Source organism: Maribacter cobaltidurans (assembly GCF_002269385.1).
Lineage (GTDB): Bacteria > Bacteroidota > Bacteroidia > Flavobacteriales > Flavobacteriaceae > Maribacter > Maribacter cobaltidurans.
Genome location: NZ_CP022957.1, coordinates 3,327,634 through 3,348,406, shown reverse-complemented (window position 1 = coordinate 3,348,406; position 20,773 = coordinate 3,327,634). Strand labels below are relative to the sequence as shown.

General features: G+C 39.8%; 16 protein-coding genes. 12 read left to right on the top strand and 4 right to left on the bottom strand.

The features are described 5' to 3' along the window. The 4 genes from CJ263_RS14835 to CJ263_RS14820 are packed head-to-tail and all read left to right on the top strand — an operon-like array spanning window position 1 to window position 4,268. Window positions 1-735, top strand: coding sequence for a DUF4129 domain-containing protein (locus CJ263_RS14835; RefSeq protein WP_094997998.1), 735 nt, complete (start codon window positions 1-3; stop codon window positions 733-735). Further along, entirely contained in the window at window positions 728-1,948 is a 1,221-nt protein-coding gene (locus CJ263_RS14830; protein ID WP_094997997.1) for a DUF4350 domain-containing protein, read from the top strand. Before CJ263_RS14835 ends, CJ263_RS14830 begins: the two co-directional genes overlap by 8 nt. Then, on the top strand, window positions 1,938-2,936 hold the full coding sequence (locus tag CJ263_RS14825) for an AAA family ATPase (RefSeq protein WP_094997996.1): 999 nt from the start codon (window positions 1,938-1,940) through the stop codon (window positions 2,934-2,936). The genes CJ263_RS14830 and CJ263_RS14825 overlap by 11 nt, the downstream gene beginning before the upstream one ends. Further along, window positions 2,937-4,268, top strand: coding sequence for a DUF58 domain-containing protein (locus tag CJ263_RS14820; RefSeq protein ID WP_094997995.1), 1,332 nt, complete (start codon window positions 2,937-2,939; stop codon window positions 4,266-4,268). It abuts the gene before it with no gap. 2 nt (window positions 4,269-4,270) lie between these two features. Here the strand turns inward: CJ263_RS14820 and CJ263_RS14815 are convergent, their stop codons facing one another. Beyond that, complete coding sequence (locus tag CJ263_RS14815; protein WP_094997994.1) at window positions 4,271-4,795, bottom strand: hypothetical protein; 525 nt, start codon at window positions 4,793-4,795, stop codon at window positions 4,271-4,273. A gap of 167 nt (window positions 4,796-4,962) precedes the next feature. On the opposite strand from CJ263_RS14815, the gene CJ263_RS14810 reads away from it, so the two are divergent. From CJ263_RS14810 to CJ263_RS14790, 5 genes are all read left to right on the top strand, one after another. Beyond that, window positions 4,963-5,676 carry a pirin family protein gene (locus CJ263_RS14810; RefSeq protein WP_094997993.1) on the top strand — a complete coding sequence of 238 codons (714 nt, stop codon included), beginning with the start codon at window positions 4,963-4,965 and terminating at the stop codon, window positions 5,674-5,676. A gap of 405 nt (window positions 5,677-6,081) precedes the next feature. Continuing rightward, the gene (locus tag CJ263_RS14805) at window positions 6,082-7,206 is read left to right on the top strand and encodes a sensor histidine kinase (protein WP_158657173.1); all 1,125 of its coding nucleotides are present in this window, start codon (window positions 6,082-6,084) and stop codon (window positions 7,204-7,206) included. A gap of 11 nt (window positions 7,207-7,217) precedes the next feature. Beyond that, window positions 7,218-8,315: a Gfo/Idh/MocA family protein gene (locus CJ263_RS14800; RefSeq protein ID WP_094997991.1), complete on the top strand. Its 1,098-nt coding sequence runs from the start codon at window positions 7,218-7,220 to the stop codon at window positions 8,313-8,315. A gap of 190 nt (window positions 8,316-8,505) precedes the next feature. Then, the gene (locus CJ263_RS14795) at window positions 8,506-10,701 is read left to right on the top strand and encodes a M28 family metallopeptidase (RefSeq protein ID WP_229702421.1); all 2,196 of its coding nucleotides are present in this window, start codon (window positions 8,506-8,508) and stop codon (window positions 10,699-10,701) included. A 69-nt stretch (window positions 10,702-10,770) separates the two neighbouring features. Further along, window positions 10,771-10,998 carry a putative signal transducing protein gene (locus tag CJ263_RS14790; RefSeq protein WP_229702422.1) on the top strand — a complete coding sequence of 76 codons (228 nt, stop codon included), beginning with the start codon at window positions 10,771-10,773 and terminating at the stop codon, window positions 10,996-10,998. Window positions 10,999-11,027: 29 nt separating this feature from the next. On the opposite strand, the gene CJ263_RS14785 is transcribed toward CJ263_RS14790, so the two are convergent. Then, window positions 11,028-11,957, bottom strand: a complete 930-nt coding sequence (locus CJ263_RS14785; protein WP_094997988.1) for a 3-keto-disaccharide hydrolase — start codon at window positions 11,955-11,957, stop codon at window positions 11,028-11,030. A 218-nt stretch (window positions 11,958-12,175) separates the two neighbouring features. Here CJ263_RS14785 and CJ263_RS14780 point away from each other — a divergent pair, with 218 nt between their 5' ends. Together CJ263_RS14780 and CJ263_RS14775 are read left to right on the top strand one after the other, a co-directional pair. Beyond that, entirely contained in the window at window positions 12,176-15,568 is a 3,393-nt protein-coding gene (locus CJ263_RS14780; RefSeq protein WP_094997987.1) for a HEAT repeat domain-containing protein, read from the top strand. Window positions 15,569-15,647: 79 nt separating this feature from the next. Further along, the gene (locus tag CJ263_RS14775) at window positions 15,648-16,175 is read left to right on the top strand and encodes a DUF5004 domain-containing protein (protein WP_094997986.1); all 528 of its coding nucleotides are present in this window, start codon (window positions 15,648-15,650) and stop codon (window positions 16,173-16,175) included. A 23-nt stretch (window positions 16,176-16,198) separates the two neighbouring features. On the opposite strand, the gene CJ263_RS14770 is transcribed toward CJ263_RS14775, so the two are convergent. Beyond that, window positions 16,199-17,158 carry an NAD(P)H-dependent flavin oxidoreductase gene (locus CJ263_RS14770; protein ID WP_094997985.1) on the bottom strand — a complete coding sequence of 320 codons (960 nt, stop codon included), beginning with the start codon at window positions 17,156-17,158 and terminating at the stop codon, window positions 16,199-16,201. Between the two features lie 45 nt (window positions 17,159-17,203). Further along, on the bottom strand, window positions 17,204-18,394 hold the full coding sequence (gene mnmA / locus CJ263_RS14765) for a tRNA 2-thiouridine(34) synthase MnmA (RefSeq protein WP_094997984.1): 1,191 nt from the start codon (window positions 18,392-18,394) through the stop codon (window positions 17,204-17,206). A 352-nt stretch (window positions 18,395-18,746) separates the two neighbouring features. On the opposite strand from mnmA, the gene CJ263_RS14760 reads away from it, so the two are divergent. Further along, window positions 18,747-20,768 carry a fasciclin domain-containing protein gene (locus tag CJ263_RS14760; RefSeq protein ID WP_094997983.1) on the top strand — a complete coding sequence of 674 codons (2,022 nt, stop codon included), beginning with the start codon at window positions 18,747-18,749 and terminating at the stop codon, window positions 20,766-20,768. Window positions 20,769-20,773 lie beyond the last annotated feature (5 nt).

Here is a 20,773-nt window from a genome sequence, read left to right as displayed (position 1 = left end):
ATGCCACATCGGTTTGTATGGTTATTATTCCTGTTGCTGAACAATCTCATTTTGGCTCAGAAGGATTCTGTAGCGGTACAATATGACACCGACCCCATTGCCCTGAAAGAAATTACAGAAGCGGATTTGGAAACCTACAAGAACGACCCCAAATTCGACTATGAAATCGTTAAAAAGGATGCCCCGGATTGGTGGATTTCCTTTAAGAATTGGATAGCCGGGGTATTTATGAAAATCTTTGAATGGATTTTCGGAGTTGAAAAAGCAACCGGGGCTTTTAATTCTTTTCTACAAATTTTGCCTTACTTATTGTTAGGGATTCTCATTTTTGATTATATGTTCTTCCTCAACGTCAACGCCCGGTCCATGTACCAGAACAAAAAGAACCAAGCGCTGGTCAACCTTTCTGAGGAGGAACATATAATCAAAAATGAAAATATTGAAACCCTTATCAACAATGCACTTTCCAAGGGTAATTATCGATTGGCCATCCGTTATTATTATCTCTTAATACTTCAGCAAATGACGGATAAGGAAATCATCACCTGGGAATTGCAAAAAACCAATGAGGATTACTTAATGGAAATCCAAGAGACCAAGCTCAAAGATACCTTTAGACTTATCACCCGATTCTACAACTATATTTGGTACGGTGATTTTCCTTTGGACAAATCCAAATATGAAAAACTGGCTCCTTCTTTTGTTACCTTGAAAAAAATGATAGCCAATGCGTAAAAAGGGTGTTTCATATATCGTTACGGCCGTTATTTTGATTGCAGGACTTTTGCTATTACAATACAATAAACCCAAAACTATTAATTGGTTCGAATCCTATGTAAATACCCACAAAATACCCTATGGCACCATTGTGGCCAACCAACTCATGACCAATACATTGTTCAAGGGAAAGGTTGAGCAGGTATACCAACCTCCCTATGAATTTCTTTCGGGCAGTGATAGCATTCAGGGACTCTATGTTTTTGTGAACAATGGAATCTCCTTTGAAAAGTCGGAACTCAATAAACTATTGGAATGGACGGCCAAAGGGAACAAGGTCTTCATAGCGTCGGAGAATTTTGAAGAAAACCTGAGCGATACCTTAAACTTTGAAACGGGATACCAGTACGGTGGCTTTGAAATTGCACAGAAACAGGAGCATCGATTAGTAAATCCTTCTTTAAAAAGGTCCCGTCCCTTCACTTATGAAAAGAAGAACTATGTGTCATTCTTCAAGTCTATAGACACAATGAGCATGAAGGCCCTGGCCACCGTCCAAATAACCCAAGGGGATTCGGACGAACCTATGGAGGAAATAACCACGGTTAAAACTGCATTTGGGAAAGGACAAATTATACTGTCTACCTTTCCCAAAGGATTTACCAATTATTTCATACTTAAAGACGATAACAAGGACTATACCGCGGGATTATTATCCTATTTTGGGGACTCCCAGAGAATTTATATGGACAATTATTACAAAAGCGGAAAGTCCTTCTATACTTCCCCCATGTACATATTCCTTAATACAAAGGAACTTAAATGGGCCTACTATACCGTATTGATAGGCGGGTTGCTTTACATCATTTTTGAGGGCAAACGGAAACAACGCTACATTCCGGTCGTTAAACCCTTGCAAAACCAGACTTTAGCCTTTACCAGAACCATATCTGACATGTATTTTGAAAAAGGTGATAGAAAATCCATTTCCGAACACAAAATCAACTACTTTCTAAACTATATTAAAAGTAGGTACTACCTGATAGCCGTAAATAAGGAAGAGGAGTTTTACAAGAATGTATCGGCGAGAAGTGGGAACGATCTTGAAGAGACTACAAGGCTTTTTAATTATATGGATGAGCTAAGAGGCAGCTCGGAAATTTCTGAAAGTCAACTCATAAAACTTAATAAATTGATTCAAAAATTTAAATCGAAAAGCGATGGAAAATAATGAAGAGCAAAGGGACGACCTAAACTTTGACAGTAGAATTCCCTTGGCTGAATTGCAAAAGGCCGTAGAGGACGTCAAAAAAGAACTCGCAAAAGTGATTGTGGGACAGGAGGATTTTATAGAATTGTTGATTGTTTCCCTATTGGTAGATGGGCATGTTCTTATAGAGGGCGTTCCAGGCGTTGCAAAGACCATTACGGCAAAGCTTTTTGCCAAAACCTTGAAGACCGATTTCAGTAGGATACAGTTTACTCCAGACCTTATGCCAAGCGACATTCTAGGAACGTCTGTTTTTAATGCCAAAACATCCGATTTCGAGTTTAAAAAAGGACCCATATTTTCCAATATTATTCTGATTGATGAAATCAACAGGGCGCCGGCAAAGACTCAGGCGGCCATGTTCGAGACTATGGAAGAAAAACAGGTGACCATGGATGGGACCACCTATAAAATGGCCTCGCCTTTTATGGTACTAGCCACGCAAAACCCCATAGAACAAGAGGGAACCTATGCCTTGCCGGAAGCGCAATTGGATAGATTTCTCTTTAAGGTAAAGGTATCCTACCCAAAAACAGATGAGGAAATATTGATCCTAAAAACCCACCATGAGCGAAAAGGATCCCTCCCCCAGACAATGGTCAAGGATATTTTAAACCCAAAACAGTTACAAGTATTCAAGAATCAAATTCAGGAAGTTTTGGTCGAGGAAAAGATTTTCAAATACATTGCGGAAGTGGTGGCCAAAACACGAAACCATCCCCATCTATATTTGGGCGGTTCCCCCCGGGCATCCATTGCGGCGATGAACAGTGCCAAGGCTTTTGCTGCTGTCAATGGAAGGGATTTTGTAACTCCAGAGGACGTTAAGAAATCTTTGGTTCCCGTACTCAACCACAGGGTAATCTTAACTCCTGAGCGGGAAATGGAAGGTATGTCCACAGAGAATGTCATTCAAATGATTATGGAAAGTGTAGAAATACCAAGATAAATGAACTTTATAAAGTCATTTTACATACACAATTCCTTTTTTAGGTACTTGGCCGTCCTGGTCTGCTGCTTTGTGCTTTCTTTCTGGTTCAAATTTTTATATCCCATTACTTGGCTGCTGACCTTGTTACTGATCGGACTTTTTCTTTTTGATGTTTACTTGCTGTATGCTACAGGGCAAGGAGTTACGGCAAAAAGAACCCTTCCCAAAAAATTATCCAATAGTGATTCAAATCCCATCCGCCTGGCTTTTGAAACCCGGTATGGTTTTAAGACTTATATTTCGCTGATTGACGAGCTACCTGTTCAATTTCAAAAAAGAGATTTTAATTTTATAACCTCTTTAATCAAAGGGGAGAAAAAATACTTCGATTACAGCGTACGTCCCGTAGACCGAGGGGAGTATGTATTCGGTAACCTTCTTGTCTTTGCCTCATCGCCTTTGAAAATTGTAAAAAGAAGGTTTACCTTTCAAAAAGACCAAATGGTTCCCGTTTATCCCTCTATTATTCAAATGCAACAGTATGATTTTTTGGCCATTAATAATAGGTTGTCTACGGTGGGACTCAAAAAAATACGAAGAATAGGTCATACCCAAGAGTTTGAACAAATAAAGGAATACGTTCAAGGTGACGATATTAGGACTCTCAATTGGAAGGCTACAGCCAAACAGAACCAATTGATGGTCAACCAATATCAAGATGAGAAATCACAACCTATATATTCAATTATAGATACGGGAAGGGTAATGAAAATGCCCTTTAACGAATTAAAGCTATTGGACTATGCCATCAATAGCTGTCTTGCCTTTTCCAATGTAGCCCTTAAAAGAAACGATAAAACGGGTTTAATCGCATTTTCAAAAAACATTGAGACGTATGTACCCGCAGTGCAAAAAATGTCACATCTCAATGTCATATTGGAAAAATTGTACAATATTGGAACAGCTTTTACCGACTCCGACTTTGGGTTGCTATACGGGCATGTTAAAAGGAAAGTCACACACCGAAGTCTTTTATTGTTGTACACTAATTTTGAGCATATTTCCGCTTTAAAAAGACAGCTTCCGTACTTGTTGGCCTTGGCCAAAAAACATGTATTGGTGGTAATATTTTTTGAAAATTCCGAACTGGAAAAACTAATCAATACCGATGCCGAAGATATACAGGCCATTTATCACAAGACTATTGCCGAAAAATTCTCCTTGGATAAAAAATTGATGCAAAAGGAACTTGAAAGGTATGGAATACAGACCATCTTGACAAAACCTGAGGAATTGACCATAAAGGCCATAAACAAATACCTTGAAATAAAGGCAAGGGGAATTTTATAATTCTATTCCAAGAGGTAGGAAATTTGAATTTCTGATTGAATATTTCCCGAACCATTTGCAGAAATTTTAGGTATGTAGGGGTTCGGTTTATTAAAATCATAGGCTACCAAACAGCCACATCCCCTACCAGAGCGACCATTTCTACGATACGTATTTTTGAAGAGAAGTTCCAAAGCTAGACCAGAAATAACACCACCAAGGGTTGTGTATAGTACATCATCGGTTTGCCATAATCCAGAATTTGACTTATCATAAGTTTCCTTTGCCAGTCCTGCGGCCAAACTAGACCCAATGGCACCGGCCCAGGTCCAGCCCCTTTGGCCAGGAAAGATTTTATGGGCCGCATAACCTCCCACTCCGCCAATCACCACTCCAGCCCCTACATGCTTTGCCGCATTATTAAAATCTTGGGCATGAATCAAAGTTAGATTTAAGCTAAACAACAAAAAGAAAATTCCAATTTTCATACTATCAATTCTTGTTTGTATTTTATATTCTTCAACGAAGGAATAATTATTTAATTTCATTGAAAACATGAATATTTGTTAAGAAAACAATCCGGTTTGCAACTACCCTACCTAATAGATTATTTTTTTGACCGAATGCCAAAAAAGCGGATAATCTGTAAATCAGTGAAGGAATTGATTATGTAATAAAAGGGGTGCTTTCTCGACCAAAGAATAAACAATTGTATATGAAAACGATATTGCACAAAGCAGATAGCAGGGGTCATGCCAATCATGGTTGGTTAAATTCCTACCATAGTTTCAGTTTCGCCAATTATTATAATCCGGAGAGAATGAACTTTGGGGCTTTAAGGGTCCTGAACGATGATACCGTTTCTGCGGGTCGAGGTTTTGGTACGCACCCCCATAGTAATATGGAAATAATATCGATTCCTCTAGAAGGCGATTTAAAGCATATGGATAATATGGGTAACGCTACGGTCATAAAAAATGGGGATATCCAGATAATGAGCGCTGGAACTGGTGTGGAACACAGCGAATATAACAACAACAAGGATTCCCTAGTAAAGTTTTTGCAAATTTGGATTTTTCCAAATGTTAAAAATGTTACCCCAAGGTATGATCAAATTTCCCTTAAGGATATCCATACCAAAAACAAATTGTACCAAATCCTCTCCCCAAATCCCGAAGATCAAGGCGTATGGATTCATCAGGATGCGTGGTTTTACTTGGGTGATTTTGAGCAAGGAACCTCTGAAACCTATACCCTAAAAAAACAAGGAAATGGTGCTTATATTTTTGTTTTGGATGGTGAACTGGATGTCGATGGCACCGTTTTGGAATCTAGGGATGGTTTTGGCATTTGGGATGCAGATTCCTTTACCGTAAGTAGCCGTACGAACGCCAGATTTTTGGTTATGGAAGTTCCCATGGATTTTTAATAAGGAATCATTCCTACCTAAAAACATAATGTTTTCCTATGGACACAAGGTTAAATCATTAGGTTATAATCTTCCAAATTATTGAAATTCTCAATTCAATCTTATTTTGAAATAGTAACTTGAAAATAAATTTCTATTTTTAAGATGAACCATGTTTCTTATAGCAGTTAGATAGCTTAAGACAGGAAAAAAATAATTTTGATTCGTAAAAATAAAACAGTTCCTAGTTTAAGTACCTTCGGTTATATAACCTTGATTTCCACTGTTTGCTGTTTTATGGTTTTTTTACTTACCGTATTCTTTTATTCGAGAATCGCGCAGGTAATTACGGGGCTGGCAACCATTGGTTTCGGTATAGGTTTAATTCTATATCAGCTTAAAAGACCTTTCTTAACCAGTTTATATATGACAACGGTACCTCCTTTTATGTTTGGTCTCATAATCTTGTTGGTTGGAGGGGATTTTAGCCAAGGACTTGGTATTGCTACATCGGCATTTTTAAGTTTTATCGTTTTCCGGGATCAACCAAAATTTAGATGGTATGTGATTGGTTTTGGTTTATTAATGTATATAGTTCCAACCCTTTACATTAATATTTATGGCCCGGTCTTGGGAACAATTAATTTAGCCTTTGACGAAATTCTTGTTTTCTTGGCATGTCTTTGTTGGTTATCCCTTACATTTTTCATGTACGACGAAAAAAAAACCAGGGTGTATACCAATAGTCTAGAGTCCAAAAATCATTTTTTAAGGTCGAATGCAGTAAAACTAAGACAAGCCCAAAAAGACCTCGAATTACAGAATAAGGAATTGGAGGACTTGAATGACAGGATAGTGCTTCAAAGTAAACAGATAGAAGAGTTCACCTATCTGGCAACACACGATCTAAAAGCCCCGATAAACAATATAAACGCAATTGCAGATCAGCTCAAATCCAATATAAACCATTTGCAGGTCCAAGAGACGGAAACCTATTTAAAATACCTACAGACCAGTTCCAAGCGCATGCTACAGCTCGTTACAAATTTACTTGAAAACGCCAAAATCGGTAATTCCGAGTTTCAGCATCACATAAACACCAATCAAATCATAAAGGACATTTTGGAAGATTTCTCGGAACGTCTAAAATCATCAAAGGCTATTATAAACGTCCAGAACCTTCCATATTTAGATTGTTATCCACTCGAAATAAGATTGGTATTTCAGAATTTAATTGACAATGCCCTTAAATTTATACCTGAAAATAAAATACCAAAAATTGATATTGGCTATTCTGATACACCCGATTATTATGAGTTTTATATCTCGGATAACGGAATAGGTATTTCGGAAAAAGAAGCAGGAACAATATTCAATGCATTTCACCGAATACATTCCAAACAAGAATACGAAGGTTCCGGTATTGGGCTTTACGGTTGTAAAAAAGTAATTCATAACCATAAAGGGGAAATATGGGTGGAATCTTCAAAAAACGAAGGAACTACATTCTATTTTACCATTCCTAAAATTAGTGCTGAACAAACCATTTAAAATAATAAAACATGAAAAGCCTTCTCATCATCCTATGCTGTCTATTTTTTTTCAACCCGACTTTTTCCCAAGAAAAACCTTTAAGATTAGGCATTGCCGGACTTGCCCACGGCCATGTTGGTTGGATTTTGGGTAGGGAACACCAAAATGATATTAATATGGTGGGCATCTTTGAACAAAATAAGGAATTGGCCGAGCGACTTTCCAAACAATATGGATTTTCCATGGATATCGTGTACGATAGCATGGAAGAAATGATCAAAGCAACAAAACCGAATGCCGTTGCTGCTTTTGGCAACATCAAGGAGCATTTAGCCGTAGTGGAAGCCTCTGCCCCTAAAGGAATCCATGTTATGGTAGAAAAACCGTTGGCCGTTAGTCTGGAGGATGCAAAGAAAATTGAAGCTTTGGCCAAAAAACACAATGTTTTTGTTTTGACAAATTATGAGACTTCCTGGTACGAAACCAATTTTAAGGCCAAAAGTCTTTTAGATGAGGGTAAAATAGGTGGTCTTAGAAAAGCGATTATTAGGGATGGCCACAAGGGACCAAAAAAAATTGGGGTATCCAAGGAGTTTTTGGAATGGCTCACAGACCCAGAGCTTAATGGGGGCGGTGCCATAATGGATTTTGGTTGTTACGGAGCCAATTTAATGACGTGGTTAATGAAGGGAAAAAAACCAAAAACGGTTACGGCAATTACCCAGCAATTACAACCGGAAAACAATCCCAATGTTGATGATGATGCAACTATCATTCTTAATTATGATAGCGCGATGGCAATACTGGAACCATCTTGGAATTGGCCCATTGGTAGAAAAGATATGGAACTATATGGTGAAACGGGCGCACTTTATTCTGATAATGCAAACCAATTGCGAATCAGGGAATCCACGGGCTATAGTAGCTATACCGAAGAAACATTATTTTTTAAAGATAGGCCCATTCCCTATGACGACCCATTTTCTGTGTTGGCAGCGGTAATAAATGGCTCTTTAAAATTAGAACCTTACGGTCCGTATACCTTGGAAAACAATATGATTACTATGGAAATTCTACAGGCTTCCGTTGAGAGTTCAAAATCAGGTAAAACCATCATGTTGGATTGAAGTTTTCCAATACGTCTTGAACCTAAGACTTGGCTAACGGCTTTGGGAGCTAAAATCCCTTTTTACCGAACTTTCTATTAGGAGACCATTTTGCATAACCCCAATGCCCTCCTTTAAAGAGATAAAGCTAAAATTATTCATTACCTTTCTGTGAGCATTTAAAAAGAGATTTATAAAACCTTTAATGAAAATGAAATATTCGTTTACACTACTACTATTGATTTTTGTTTTTGCATTTGGAAATGCCCAAAATTCTATTCTTGGATTTTCAGAAAAAAGTGCGGCCGAACAGCAAAAACTCGAAAAGTCCTTTGAAGAAAAATTGGACGCTACCAATATTGACAATTGGATGCAAAAAATGGCTGCTGAACCCCACTGGGTAGGCACCAAGTTTGGCGAGGAAAACGCCAAATGGATCAGAGATCAATTCAAATCTTGGGGATATGATGCCAAAATTGAGACGTATCAGATTCTTTTTCCGTATCCCATAGAAAGAGAATTGGAGCTTATCGGACCAACTACCTATAAGGCAAAGCTTACCGCCGTACCTGTAGAAGGAGATTCTTTTACCTCTCAGGGGGATGCCCTATTGCCCAGTTACAATGCCTTTTCAAAAGACGGTGATGTGGAAGGGGAACTTGTTTTTGTCAACTATGGAATTCCAAAAGATTACGAAGAACTTGAAAAACTGGGAATCAGTGTTAAAGGTAAAATTGTAATCGCCAAATACCAAGGTAGTTGGAGAGGGATAAAACCAAAATTGGCCGCTGAAAATGGGGCGATTGGATGCATCATCTACTCAGACCCCCAAGATGATGGTTATGGTCAAGGCGACGTATACCCAGAGGGCGCCTTTAAAAACAAAACAGGGGTTCAGCGTGGGTCCGTTATGGACATGCCAACCTATCCCGGAGACGTGCTTACCCCTGGTTATGGAGCAACCAAAGATGCAAAGAGATTAGACAGGGAAGAAGCACCAACTATCACTAAAATACCGGTACTGCCAATTTCTTATGAAGATGCCCAGCCGTTGTTGGCAGCATTGGACGGACCAGTTGCCCCGGAATCATGGCGCGGAGGTTTGCCAATAACCTATCACATTGGACCAGGACCGGCAAAAGTTCATCTTAAATTGAAGTTCGACTGGAAACTAGTTCCCGCCCACAATGTTATCGCTACTATGAAAGGAACGGAATTTCCGGATCAATGGGTAATGCGAGGAAATCACCATGATGCTTGGGTTCATGGGGCAAATGACCCAATTAGTGGAATGGTTGCCCTGATGGAAGAAGCCCGTGCTGTAGGGGAATTGGCAAAAAAAGGTCAGAAACCCAAAAGAACCTTGGTCTATTGTGCCTGGGATGCCGAAGAACCAGGGCTAATTGGTTCAACGGAATGGGTGGAGGACCACAAAAAGGAACTTCAAGAAAAAGTGGTGGCCTATATTAACACGGACGGAAATGGTAGAGGTTTTTTAGGCGTGGGGGGATCCCATTCATTACAAGCTATGGTAAGCGAGGTTGCGGGAGATGTTACAGATCCGCAAACCAACGTTTCGGTCAAGGAAAGAAGGATTGCCAGGGATTTGGTTAATGGAGGGGGTGACTCCTTCGAATTATATGCCCTAGGTTCCGGATCAGATTACACCCCTTTTATACAACATGCCGGTATAGCTTCACTTAATCTTGGATTTGGGGGAGAAAATTCTGGAGGTGAGTATCATACAATTTATGATACCTATCCCCATTACAAGCGTTTTAAAGATCCTGAATTCGCCTATGGAGTGGCATTGGCCAATACTGCCGGGCGTATTACCCTTAGGTTGGCCAATGCGGATATCATTCCATTGGACTTTGACCAATGGTATAAAACCGTATCCGGCTATTTGGACGAAATCATGGAAGAAACCTCAAAGATGCGTTCCTCCGTAGAAAAACATAATAAACTGATGGATAGGAATGCATTTGAATTGGCCTCCGACCCAAGGGAAAATATTAAAAAACCAGAGCGTGAGGAACCTGTCCCCTATTTGGATTTTTCACCACTACAAAATGTGTTGAGCGACCTTAAAACAACCATTGAACAGTATGATATGATCCGCTTAAATGAGCTTCCTGAAGCCAAGAAGAATATGTTAAATACAATGCTGATGGATGCCGAAAAAACCCTTACATCGGAAAAAGGTTTACCCAGAAGGCCGTGGTTTAAACATCAAATCTATGCTCCGGGATTTTACACGGGATATGGTGTAAAGACATTGCCAGGAGTAAGGGAAGCCGTAGAACAAAAAAATTGGACAGAGGCCAAAGAACAAATCAATATTCTTAGCGAAACTTTAAGTAACTTCAATAGTCACTTAAAGAAAATTGTTAGTAGCTTAAAATAATAAATTCAAAAAGGCCCAAAAGGAAGTTCAAGCCTTGGTAACAGTGTAGAATATACTTTAAAGATGATTATGGATTCAGAATATATAAAGATTTTTGGGGGAAACAGTACGGAAAGCAATCGTATAGAACAACTGTTAAGGAAAAATGATATTACCCCGATTGTAAAGAGTGAAAGTGAATCGGCCAGATTGGCCGGTTTCGGAACTCCATTGCCCCACATCTCGGAAATATATGTTCATAAAGACGAAGAAAATAAGGCACTGGAACTCATATCCCGATTGGATTGGGAAGAATAAAAAAAGCCTCCATAATTGGAGGCTTTTTTTTATTTCTGCGTTATCGGCGTTATTTCAATAGCCCTGAACTCAATGGGACCATGATCTCCTTGAATCATTATTGGTCCTGGTTCGGCTTCATGATTGTCCAACGCCCCACCAGTCATACCTAGGATGTTTTGACCATCAATTACAGTTTTACCATTAGTCTCTATGGTTACCCTTCTACCAATCAAGGTAATATCAAAGGATTGCCATTCTCCCGCCTTCATTGCCACATTTTCATTAGGAGCAAGAAGACCGTAAACACCTCCAAAATAAACGGATGCCGGGGGCAATCCTATATTATCCGCAATTTGAACCTCGTAACGGCCTCTTAAATATAGACCACTATTACTTCCTTCCGGATACTTAAACTCTACATGTATCTTAAAATCCTTGAATTTTTCCTTTGACACCAAATTAACACCAGACTTGTCGCTTGTCAAAATACCATTGACCACTTTCCACTGATTTCCATCCTTTATCTCCCAGCCCTCAAGGTTTTTACCATTAAAAAGATCTATTTTCTTTCCTAATTTGTAGTCGTCGTAGTATGGAAGTTCAGGAGCCTTCTCTCCCACCCAGGTATATGTCTTTCCATTAGTATACACCATAGTTCCTTCCAATCCATCGCCTACCATTTTAAACTGAAATTCCATATTGGAGGCACCGGGCTCCCATTGCGGCGGAATCTCAAATTGGAAGACATCCCCAAATTTTTTAACCTCGGCTACCGGTCTGGCACTACCAAAAGCATAGGTGAACCTACCTATTAAAGTATTGTTTCCGGAATGCATAACTTCCAACCAACTAGGCAATTCGTTACCTTCCTGGTCAATGGTCAAGTTCCACCTTCCTTCCAAGGGGTGTCCCTCTTGACCTTTTACCGTCAAAAAACTGAAAACAAGAATCGGAATAAATAATAATTGTAATTTCATAAATCTGTTCTTTAAAAATATACCTTCAAATATAGTTCATGTCACACTCAAAGCATTCATGCCAAAAGGGTAAAATTCATGTATTTAGTCAAAAATTGACCTTTAAAATTAAATATTTCAAATTATTAAAGGGTCGAAATTAAAAATCCCTTTATAAAAGTAGATAGTTTAAATTTGATAATTACTATTTTAGAATTTCCAAAATCACACAACTCATAATGAGATTATCCGTTCAATCCCTGCCTTTACTTGCTTTTTTGTTTATGGCAGTTTCCTGCCAAGAAAATAAACCTGTTGAAACACCTGTGGTAATTTATGAAGACAGTACCGCTATTTCTGAAAAAATCCAAACCGCCCGGGAAGGGGTCTCGGCCATAGTCGCCGATGGTCTGAAGTTAAGTTTATGGGCCACAGATTCACTTGCACCTGATCCCATAGCCATGGATGTTGATAATGAAGGTAGGATATACATTACAAGGTCCAATAGAAATAAGAACTCGGAATTTGATATAAGAGGACACCGGGACTGGATGACCGCTTCCATAGGACTTCAGTCGGTTGAAGAAAGAAGGGCCTTCCTCCATGAAACCTTCGCTCCGGAAAAAAGCAAGGAAAATAGCTGGTTTCCAGATTTAAACAATGATTCCATTCATGATTGGCAAGACTTGGCCGTAGAAAAGGACGAGGTTTGGATGTTGGAAGATTCCGATGGGGATGGAATAGCCGATGTCTCCACTCAAATACTTAACGACTTTAATGATGAGGTAAACGATGTTGCTGGTGCCCTCTTGGTAAGGGATGAAGATGTCTTTGTAGGTATCGCGCCCGATATGTATCGGCTTAAGGACACTAATGGGGACAAAATACTAGATGAAAAAAGCAGTATTGCCACAGGTTTTGCAGTACATATTGGTTTTGGCGGACATGGTATGTCCGGCGCCACCCAAGGTCCCGATGGTAAAATATACTGGGGCATTGGTGATATTGGGGCAAACCTCACTACGGTTGATGGGGTGAACCATAAGTATCCTAACCAAGGGGTTATTGTTCGTAGTAATCCGGATGGTAGCAATTTTGAGGTATTTGCCAGAGGATTGCGTAATACCCATGAATTTGTTTTTGATGCTTATGGCAATATCATATCATCGGACAATGATGGTGATCACAAAGGTGAAAGTGAACGCTTGGTACATATTGTGGAAGGATCGGATGCTGGCTGGCGTTCCAATTGGCAATATGGAAAATATACGGATCCAAACAACAATGGTTATAATGTTTGGATGGATGAAAAATTATACGTTCCGAGATGGGAGGGCCAAGCGGCCTATATTATTCCGCCCATTCAAAATTTTCATAACGGTCCAACCGGTATGCTTTACAATCCCGGGACAGCCCTAGGAAAAAAATGGTTGGACAAGTTTTTCTTGGTTGAGTTTGTGGGTGACCCCAGTAGATCGCATATTTGGTCCTTTGATCTAAAACCGAAAGGGGCTTCTTTTGAATTAGGTACGGATGAATCCATTTTAACTGGTGTATTGCCTACTGGCATCGCATTTGGGCCGGATGGTGCGCTATACTTGGCCGATTGGATCAATGGATGGGGATCAAAGGATTTTGGACGGGTATGGAAAATGGATGTCACCGAAACGGAAAACGACTTGGCCGAACAGCGTCTTGAAACCGAAAGGTTAATGACCCACAACTACAAGGACGACGATACGGAAAACCTTATCAAATTGCTTAGTTATGAGGACATGCGTATACGATTGAAAGCACAATTTGAACTTGCTAAGAGAACTTTTTGGGGGTATAGAGCTTTGGAAAAAGCAATAGTAGATGAAGAAAATCAATTTGCCAGGATTCATGCTATTTGGGCCATAGGTCAAATTGCCGCTGAAAATCAGGGAAAAGCTGACCCTTTGGTTCCACTACTTTCAGACAACGATCCCGAAATCATTGCCCAAGTAGCCAAGGTTTTAGGTGATATAAAATATGAGGATGCTTCGGATACATTGGTAACCTTACTCACCCATGAAAACGACAGAGTTAAATTTTTCGCTGCTCAGGCCTTAGGAAGATTGGCCTATGAACCTGCAATAGAACCTTTAATTGCCATGTTAGCGGCAAATGATGATAAAGATCTTTATCTAAGACATGCCGCGGTATTGGCCCTTTCACGAATTGGAAAAATAGAACCAATAGTTGCGTTGGCGACTCATGAAGACCAAAGTTTACGCTTGGCAGCTGTTTTGGTATTAAGAAGGTTGCAAAGCCCAGAGATTGCGGTATTCCTTTCCGATTCCGATACTCAAATTGTGACGGAAGCGGCAAGGGCCATTAACGATGATTGGTCTATAAAGGAGGCTCTACCAGCCTTGGCAGCCACGCTCAAAAATGAAAAGTTCAAATCGGAACCTTTATTAAGAAGGGGCATTAATGCAGCACTAAGGGTTGGAAGTGAAGAATCTCTGCAAGATCTTATTGATTTTGCCAAGAGAGAGAGCGTTTCAAATGTTTTAAGAGGGGAGGCACTTGCCGCTTTGAGTACTTGGAACAAACCTTCCGTACTTGACCGAGTAGATGGTAGGTACAGAGGAGAAATCATTCGTGATAGCAGCCAATTAAGAAACAAATTGGAAAAAGAAATACCGGTTTTTCTAGAGCAAAAAAATCCAGAAATCCTTATTGGTGTGGCAAAAGCAACAAGTGCGGTGGGAATAGATAAATACAACGATAAACTCTTCAATATTTTTAGAAATAACCGTAACCCAAAGATTAGGGCTGCCGTTTTAACAGCATTGGGAAATTTGGATTATGGAAGAATGGAAGTTGCCATGACCCTTGGAATGAAAGATTCTAATGAGGAAGTTAGAAATGCAGCGGTAAGGCTATTGCCCCAATTAGAACTTTCCCAAGAAAAACTTCCTGCTATAGTGGGTCCCATCTTTCAAAATGGTACCGCAAGGGAACAGCAAAACATGTTAAATGTACTAGGTGAATTACCTAAAGAAAATAGTGCTACCATACTAAGTAATTTACTGGACAAGGCGGGTAAAAACCAACTTGCGCAAGACATCATTCTCGATTTAATGGAATCTGTAGAAGCGACGGAAGATTCCCTACTTATCACCAAAATGGCCCAGCTTAAAAAAGCTGGGTATACCGCAGATTCATATCTGGAAACTTTATATGGTGGTAACAGGTGGAACGGCAGGGATGTCTTCAACAGCAACCCAACCGCGCAGTGCGTAAGATGCCACGCCGTAAATGGTTCTGGAGGAGAGGTAGGACCTCCCTTGGATAATATTGCAAATATCCTCACCCGAGAGCAAATTTTGGAGGCTCTAATTGAACCCAGTGCCAGGTTAGCTCCTGGGTATGGCACTGTAAATCTAACGCTAAACGATGGCCAAAAGATTACAGGCGTACCATTGGAAGAAAATAGCGGAGAACTTCTATTGCGTACCTCAGAAGCTGAACCCATGCGAGTCCCAAAGGGCAGAATTAAAAAGAGGGAGAACTCGGTTTCCGCCATGCCGGCAATGGGTAGAATGATTACAAAAAGGGAACTACGAGATTTAATGGAGTATTTGGGAAGCTTAAAACAATAATTAAAAGTACCTTAATACAATTTTAATAAAGTGAAAAGCAACCTTTCTTTTTTATAACATCCTATTAAAAAAGGTTTTTATGAGAATGCATCGAATCTTTACGATTGGCTTAACACTACTTGGTCTTACTTTTTATAATTGCGCCCAGACAGAAGACCCTATAGAATGTCCTGCGCAATTTACTGGAGAATTACAGGAAACGGAAATAAAACTGAAAGGAGAATGGACCTTAGTTGCGCTAGTTTCGGATACTGAAGTTGATTTGACCAATGATTTCACTGACAATCCGGAATTTGATATGTTTGCCCAGTATTCCGATTGTGCCAAGGATGCCACTTTTAATTTCTTTGAAAATAGAACCTACGCCTATGAAGTAGGATATCGAGTAGAAGGATGTGCTAGAAACAATACCACAGGGACATGGAAATTGGATACCAATGACTTGTTTTTGGTTGTAGCTTGTGGCAGCCTTACTTCAGAAGTTTCTTTCAACGAGTCCAATTCACGTTTTGAATACACCAATACAGTGGATATCCAAGAAGTTAACGGGCTTGTAACCCGAGCGGATGTTACTTATACCTATGAAAAAGTTGAAGTTGAACCTTAAAGAAAATTGAAAACCCGATTTAGTTAAAAAGAATTAAATTTACCATCTTCTAATAGTGTTTGCCTAGTAGCTTGGTATTGATAAAGAATTTCATTGATAATTTCCCTGGCGGGTTGAATATTATGGATAATGGATGAAACCTGACCTATTTCCAATTCACCTTCTTCCAAATTCCCTTCGAACATTCCCTTTTTGGCCCTACCCCTACCTAAAAGTTCCTTGAGTTCCTCTGAGGTAGCTCCGTTTTTATATGCAGATTGCACATTGGAATAAAATTTATTTTTCAATAAACGAACAGGCATCAGTTCCTTTAAAGTTAAAAGGGTATCGCCTTCTTTGGCCTTCACTACCTCCTCCTTAAAATTTGAATGACTGGAAGCTTCTTCACTGGCTACGAATCTACTTCCAATTTGTACTCCATCCGCACCTAAAACCATGGCCGCAAGCATCCCTTCCCCGGTAGCGATTCCTCCTGCAGCAATAATGGGGATTTGAACCCTCCCTTTCACCAAGGGTATTAGAACCATAGTCGTGGTCTCGTCCCTTCCGTTATGACCACCGGCCTCAAAACCCTCGGCAACAATGGCATCAACTCCTGCCTCCTCAGCTTTAAGGGCAAACTTTAAACTACTCACCACATGCACCACCGTTATTCCCTTTTCCTTTAAATAGGGGGTCCATGTTTTTGGGTTACCCGCCGAAGTAAATACAATTTTAACCCCTTCCTGTACAATTATCTTAAAAATTTCATCAATGTCTGGATAGAGCATTGGAACATTCACTCCAAAAGGCTTATCGGTTGCTTTTTTACATTTTTTTATATGCTCCCTTAAAACTTCCGGATACATACTTCCTGCTCCAATTAGCCCCAATCCACCCGCATTGGAAACCGCCGATGCCAATTTCCATCCACTCGCCCATACCATTCCTGCTTGAATAATCGGGTATTTCACATGAAATAATTCCGTAATCTTATTTTGCATTCATTCAAATTTTGGATATTTCGAATTTGTAGATTTAAAAAGCTTTTAGGAAATAACCCCTGAACCTAGGAGTTCGTCATCCTTATACCATGCCACAAATTGACCTTCGGTAATGGCCGATTGTTTTTCCTCAAAATCCACATACAATCCATTTTCAATTTTATAAAGCGTGGCATTTTGAAGTTCTTGACGATACCTGATTCTTGCCTTAACGCTTAAACTTTCATCGGTTTTTAAACATAAGTCCGGTCTAACCCAATGTATTTCAGATTCCTGAACAAAAAGTGTTCTTCTATACAGACCAGGGTGTGATTTTCCTTGTCCCGTATAGATAATATTTTCCTCAACATCGGTTTCGATAACGAACAAAGGCTCTTTCGTGCCACCAACATTCAGACCTTTTCTTTGACCCTTGGTAAAATAATGAGCACCCTGATGTTCCCCAACTACATTACCGTCTTCCGGGCGATATTCTGGTTTTTTTGAGTAATACTTCAATTCCGATTGCTTATTCTCAAAATTGGGCACTGTGCCCCCGTATTTATTGACCGAAGAGGCAACCTCAATGATTTTTCCCTTTTTTGGTTTTAATTGCTGCTGTAGAAATTCGGGTAGACGAACTTTTCCAATAAAACATAAACCTTGCGAATCCTTTTTCTCCGCAGTTATTAAATTCGCTTGAGCAGCAATTTGCCTGACCTCTGGTTTGGTCAGCTCTCCAATAGGAAACAATGTCCTGGACAATTGCTCTTGGGACAGTTGGCACAAAAAGTAAGATTGGTCCTTATTACGGTCCTTCCCTGCCAATAATTGATAGGTTTCTGAGCCATCATCATTTTTAATGGTACCCTTTCTACAATAATGTCCAGTGGCCACATAATCAGCACCAAGCTGAAGGGCAATCTTCAGAAAGACATCAAATTTGATTTCCCTATTACAAAGTACATCCGGATTTGGTGTTCGTCCCATTTCATATTCCCGAAACATATAGTCTACAATCCGTTCCTTATATTCGGCACTTAAGTCCACCGTTTGAAAAGGAATACCCAGTTTTTCGGCAACAATAAGTGCATCATTGCTATCTTCCAACCATGGACATTCCTCAGAGATGGTTACCGAATCATCATGCCAATTTTTCATAAAGAGGCCAATGACATCATAGCCCTGCTCCTTTAATAGACAGGCCGCCACACTGGAATCCACCCCACCAGAAAGTCCAATTACCACTTTTTTCATCTTGACTGTTTTGTCGTTACAAAAATACAAAATTACACGTCGGGCCCATCAATTGATACCATGCAGAACTTATCTCCGTTCCAGCTATAAAATTTGTAGTACGTTAATCCTGGAAGCGTTGGATGACCATATTCACAAAATATCTTAAAACCAATGGATTATGTTAAAGTTTGATAAATTTTTTCCAATTCAAATGAACCCCTATTTTAATTTAAATCAAGCGATTTTATTGTACTTTATCGATGAATGACATATGAAAACTCAGCCGTTCAAGCTACTAATTTTAACAAAGCTTTAATTCCAAAACATATATTTTGTTTAACTTAATATAAAATTACTTAAACAAAACACTATGAAAACAATTACTACCTATTTTAAACCTTTTCTCATGTTGCTGGTTATGGTCTTTGCCATTTCCTGTAGCGAGGATGAGAATGATGACCCTATCATGATGGACCCTGAAACCATTGTCGATGTTGCAAAAAATCAAGATGCTCTAACTTCATTGGTAAGCGCTTTAACTGCGGCTGATGATTTGGAAGGAACTGATTTAATTGAAACATTGAATTCCGATGGTCCTTTCACCGTATTTGCACCAACAAATGATGCGTTCACCGCACTTTTGGCTCAACTGGATGGATTTGATTCTTTGGAAGATTTTGATACTGACGAAGAACGCGCAATTCTTGCTAAAATCCTCACGTATCACGTTGTCGCAGGAACTGCAGCTGCATCAACGGATTTAACGGATGGTATGACGGTTACTACCGTACAAGGAGAGGATTTGACTATTAGTTTGGAAGGTGGTGTATTTATTGATGATGCGACAGATATGAATGCTGAGGTCATTATTCCAGACGTTACTGCCAGTAATGGTATTGTGCACGTTATAGACAAAGTATTGTTACCTCAAGAAATTATTGATGCCTTGAATGCGGACGAAATGGAAGATGAAAATGGCACCCTAGTCGATATCGTGGTAGATACTGAGTCGCTTTCAATACTGGAAGCTGCGGTAATCAAAGCAGATTTGGTAGCAACATTAAGTTCTGATGGTCCTTTTACTGTATTTGCACCAACTGATGATGCTTTTGTATCCCTTTTGGACATTCTTGGGGATGACTATAATAGTTTGGACGACTTTGATACCATGGAGGAAATGGCTCTTTTAAAGGACATCCTTTTATATCACGTAATAGCAGCCGAAGTAAAATCAACTGATTTATCAGCAGGAGAAGTTCCAACGGCATTAGCAGATAATAGTATTGAGGTCATTCCTTCTGGAGATACTTTTGTTATTGGTGATGCTTCAAGTACAGATGCCAATATCACCGGTGTTGACATCATGGCCTCCAACGGCGTGGCTCATACCATAGATAAAGTATTGTTACCTCAAAGTGCAATAGATTTCGTAATGCAGTTGCAGATGAAGACCATTGTAGATACAGCTGTGGACACAGATGATTTAAGCCTTTTGGTGGATGCTTTGATTCAGGCCAACGCAGGTTTGGTTGAAACACTGAACGGTGACGGACCTTTTACAGTTTTTGCTCCTACTAACGCCGCATTTGCTGCTCTATTAGATACTCTGGGAGATGACTATAATAGCCTTTCAGATTTTGATACCGATGAAGAAAAAGACTTATTGGTTACCATATTGACTTATCATGTTGTCGCTGGTACAGCTGCTTTTTCTACAAGCCTTTCCGATGGACAGGAAATTGAGACGTTCCAAGGCGAAAATGTTACCGTTATCATCAAGGATGGTACCGTTCATATTGGGGATTCAACGGATGAAAATGCGACTGTGGCCATGCCGGATGTTGAAGCCTCCAATGGTGTAGTGCATGTTATAGATAAGGTATTACTACCCCAGGAAGCCTTGGATGCCTTGGAACCACCTATGCCAAATATCGTTGAAGCAGCACAGGCTACTGAAGACCTAAGCTTATTAGTAGAAGCCTTAATCCAGGCAGATGCGGGTTTGGTTGAGACATTGGGTGGCGAAGGTCCATTTACAGTATTTGCACCCACAAATGCGGCCTTTGCGGCCCTATTGGACGATTTAGGAGATAATTATAACAGTCTTGAAGATTTTGATACTGACGAGGAAAAAATACTGTTGGCCAAGATTCTAACCTACCATGTGGTATCTGGGGCAGCTGTTGCTTCCACAGACTTATCTGACCATCAAGAGATTGTTACCGTACAAGGGGAATCTTTATTCGCCATCCTTAGTCATGGTGTTCAGATTAGGGACAAAACTCATGTTGATGCCAACGTGACCATGCCAGATATGATGACAAGCAACGGCATTGTACATATCATTGATAAGGTGCTTTTGCCACAAGAAATAATTGATGCCCTTCACTAATATTA

What these genes read in the sequence shown, in the direction of transcription:
- CJ263_RS14800 (WP_094997991.1), top strand. Translation starts at nt 7,218, where the DNA reads ATGAAAAGCCTTCTCATCATCCTATGCTGTCTATTTTTTTTCAACCCG.
- CJ263_RS14785 (WP_094997988.1), bottom strand. Translation starts at nt 11,957, where the DNA reads ATGAAATTACAATTATTATTTATTCCGATTCTTGTTTTCAGTTTTTTG.
- CJ263_RS14775 (WP_094997986.1), top strand. Translation starts at nt 15,648, where the DNA reads ATGAGAATGCATCGAATCTTTACGATTGGCTTAACACTACTTGGTCTT.
- CJ263_RS14835 (WP_094997998.1), top strand. Translation starts at nt 1, where the DNA reads ATGCCACATCGGTTTGTATGGTTATTATTCCTGTTGCTGAACAATCTC.
- CJ263_RS14790 (WP_229702422.1), top strand. Translation starts at nt 10,771, where the DNA reads ATGGATTCAGAATATATAAAGATTTTTGGGGGAAACAGTACGGAAAGC.
- CJ263_RS14820 (WP_094997995.1), top strand. Translation starts at nt 2,937, where the DNA reads ATGAACTTTATAAAGTCATTTTACATACACAATTCCTTTTTTAGGTAC.
- CJ263_RS14795 (WP_229702421.1), top strand. Translation starts at nt 8,506, where the DNA reads ATGAAATATTCGTTTACACTACTACTATTGATTTTTGTTTTTGCATTT.
- CJ263_RS14825 (WP_094997996.1), top strand. Translation starts at nt 1,938, where the DNA reads ATGGAAAATAATGAAGAGCAAAGGGACGACCTAAACTTTGACAGTAGA.
- CJ263_RS14830 (WP_094997997.1), top strand. Translation starts at nt 728, where the DNA reads ATGCGTAAAAAGGGTGTTTCATATATCGTTACGGCCGTTATTTTGATT.
- CJ263_RS14810 (WP_094997993.1), top strand. Translation starts at nt 4,963, where the DNA reads ATGAAAACGATATTGCACAAAGCAGATAGCAGGGGTCATGCCAATCAT.
- CJ263_RS14770 (WP_094997985.1), bottom strand. Translation starts at nt 17,158, where the DNA reads ATGCAAAATAAGATTACGGAATTATTTCATGTGAAATACCCGATTATT.
- CJ263_RS14780 (WP_094997987.1), top strand. Translation starts at nt 12,176, where the DNA reads ATGAGATTATCCGTTCAATCCCTGCCTTTACTTGCTTTTTTGTTTATG.
- CJ263_RS14805 (WP_158657173.1), top strand. Translation starts at nt 6,082, where the DNA reads ATGACAACGGTACCTCCTTTTATGTTTGGTCTCATAATCTTGTTGGTT.
- mnmA (WP_094997984.1), bottom strand. Translation starts at nt 18,394, where the DNA reads ATGAAAAAAGTGGTAATTGGACTTTCTGGTGGGGTGGATTCCAGTGTG.
- CJ263_RS14760 (WP_094997983.1), top strand. Translation starts at nt 18,747, where the DNA reads ATGAAAACAATTACTACCTATTTTAAACCTTTTCTCATGTTGCTGGTT.
- CJ263_RS14815 (WP_094997994.1), bottom strand. Translation starts at nt 4,795, where the DNA reads ATGAAATTAAATAATTATTCCTTCGTTGAAGAATATAAAATACAAACA.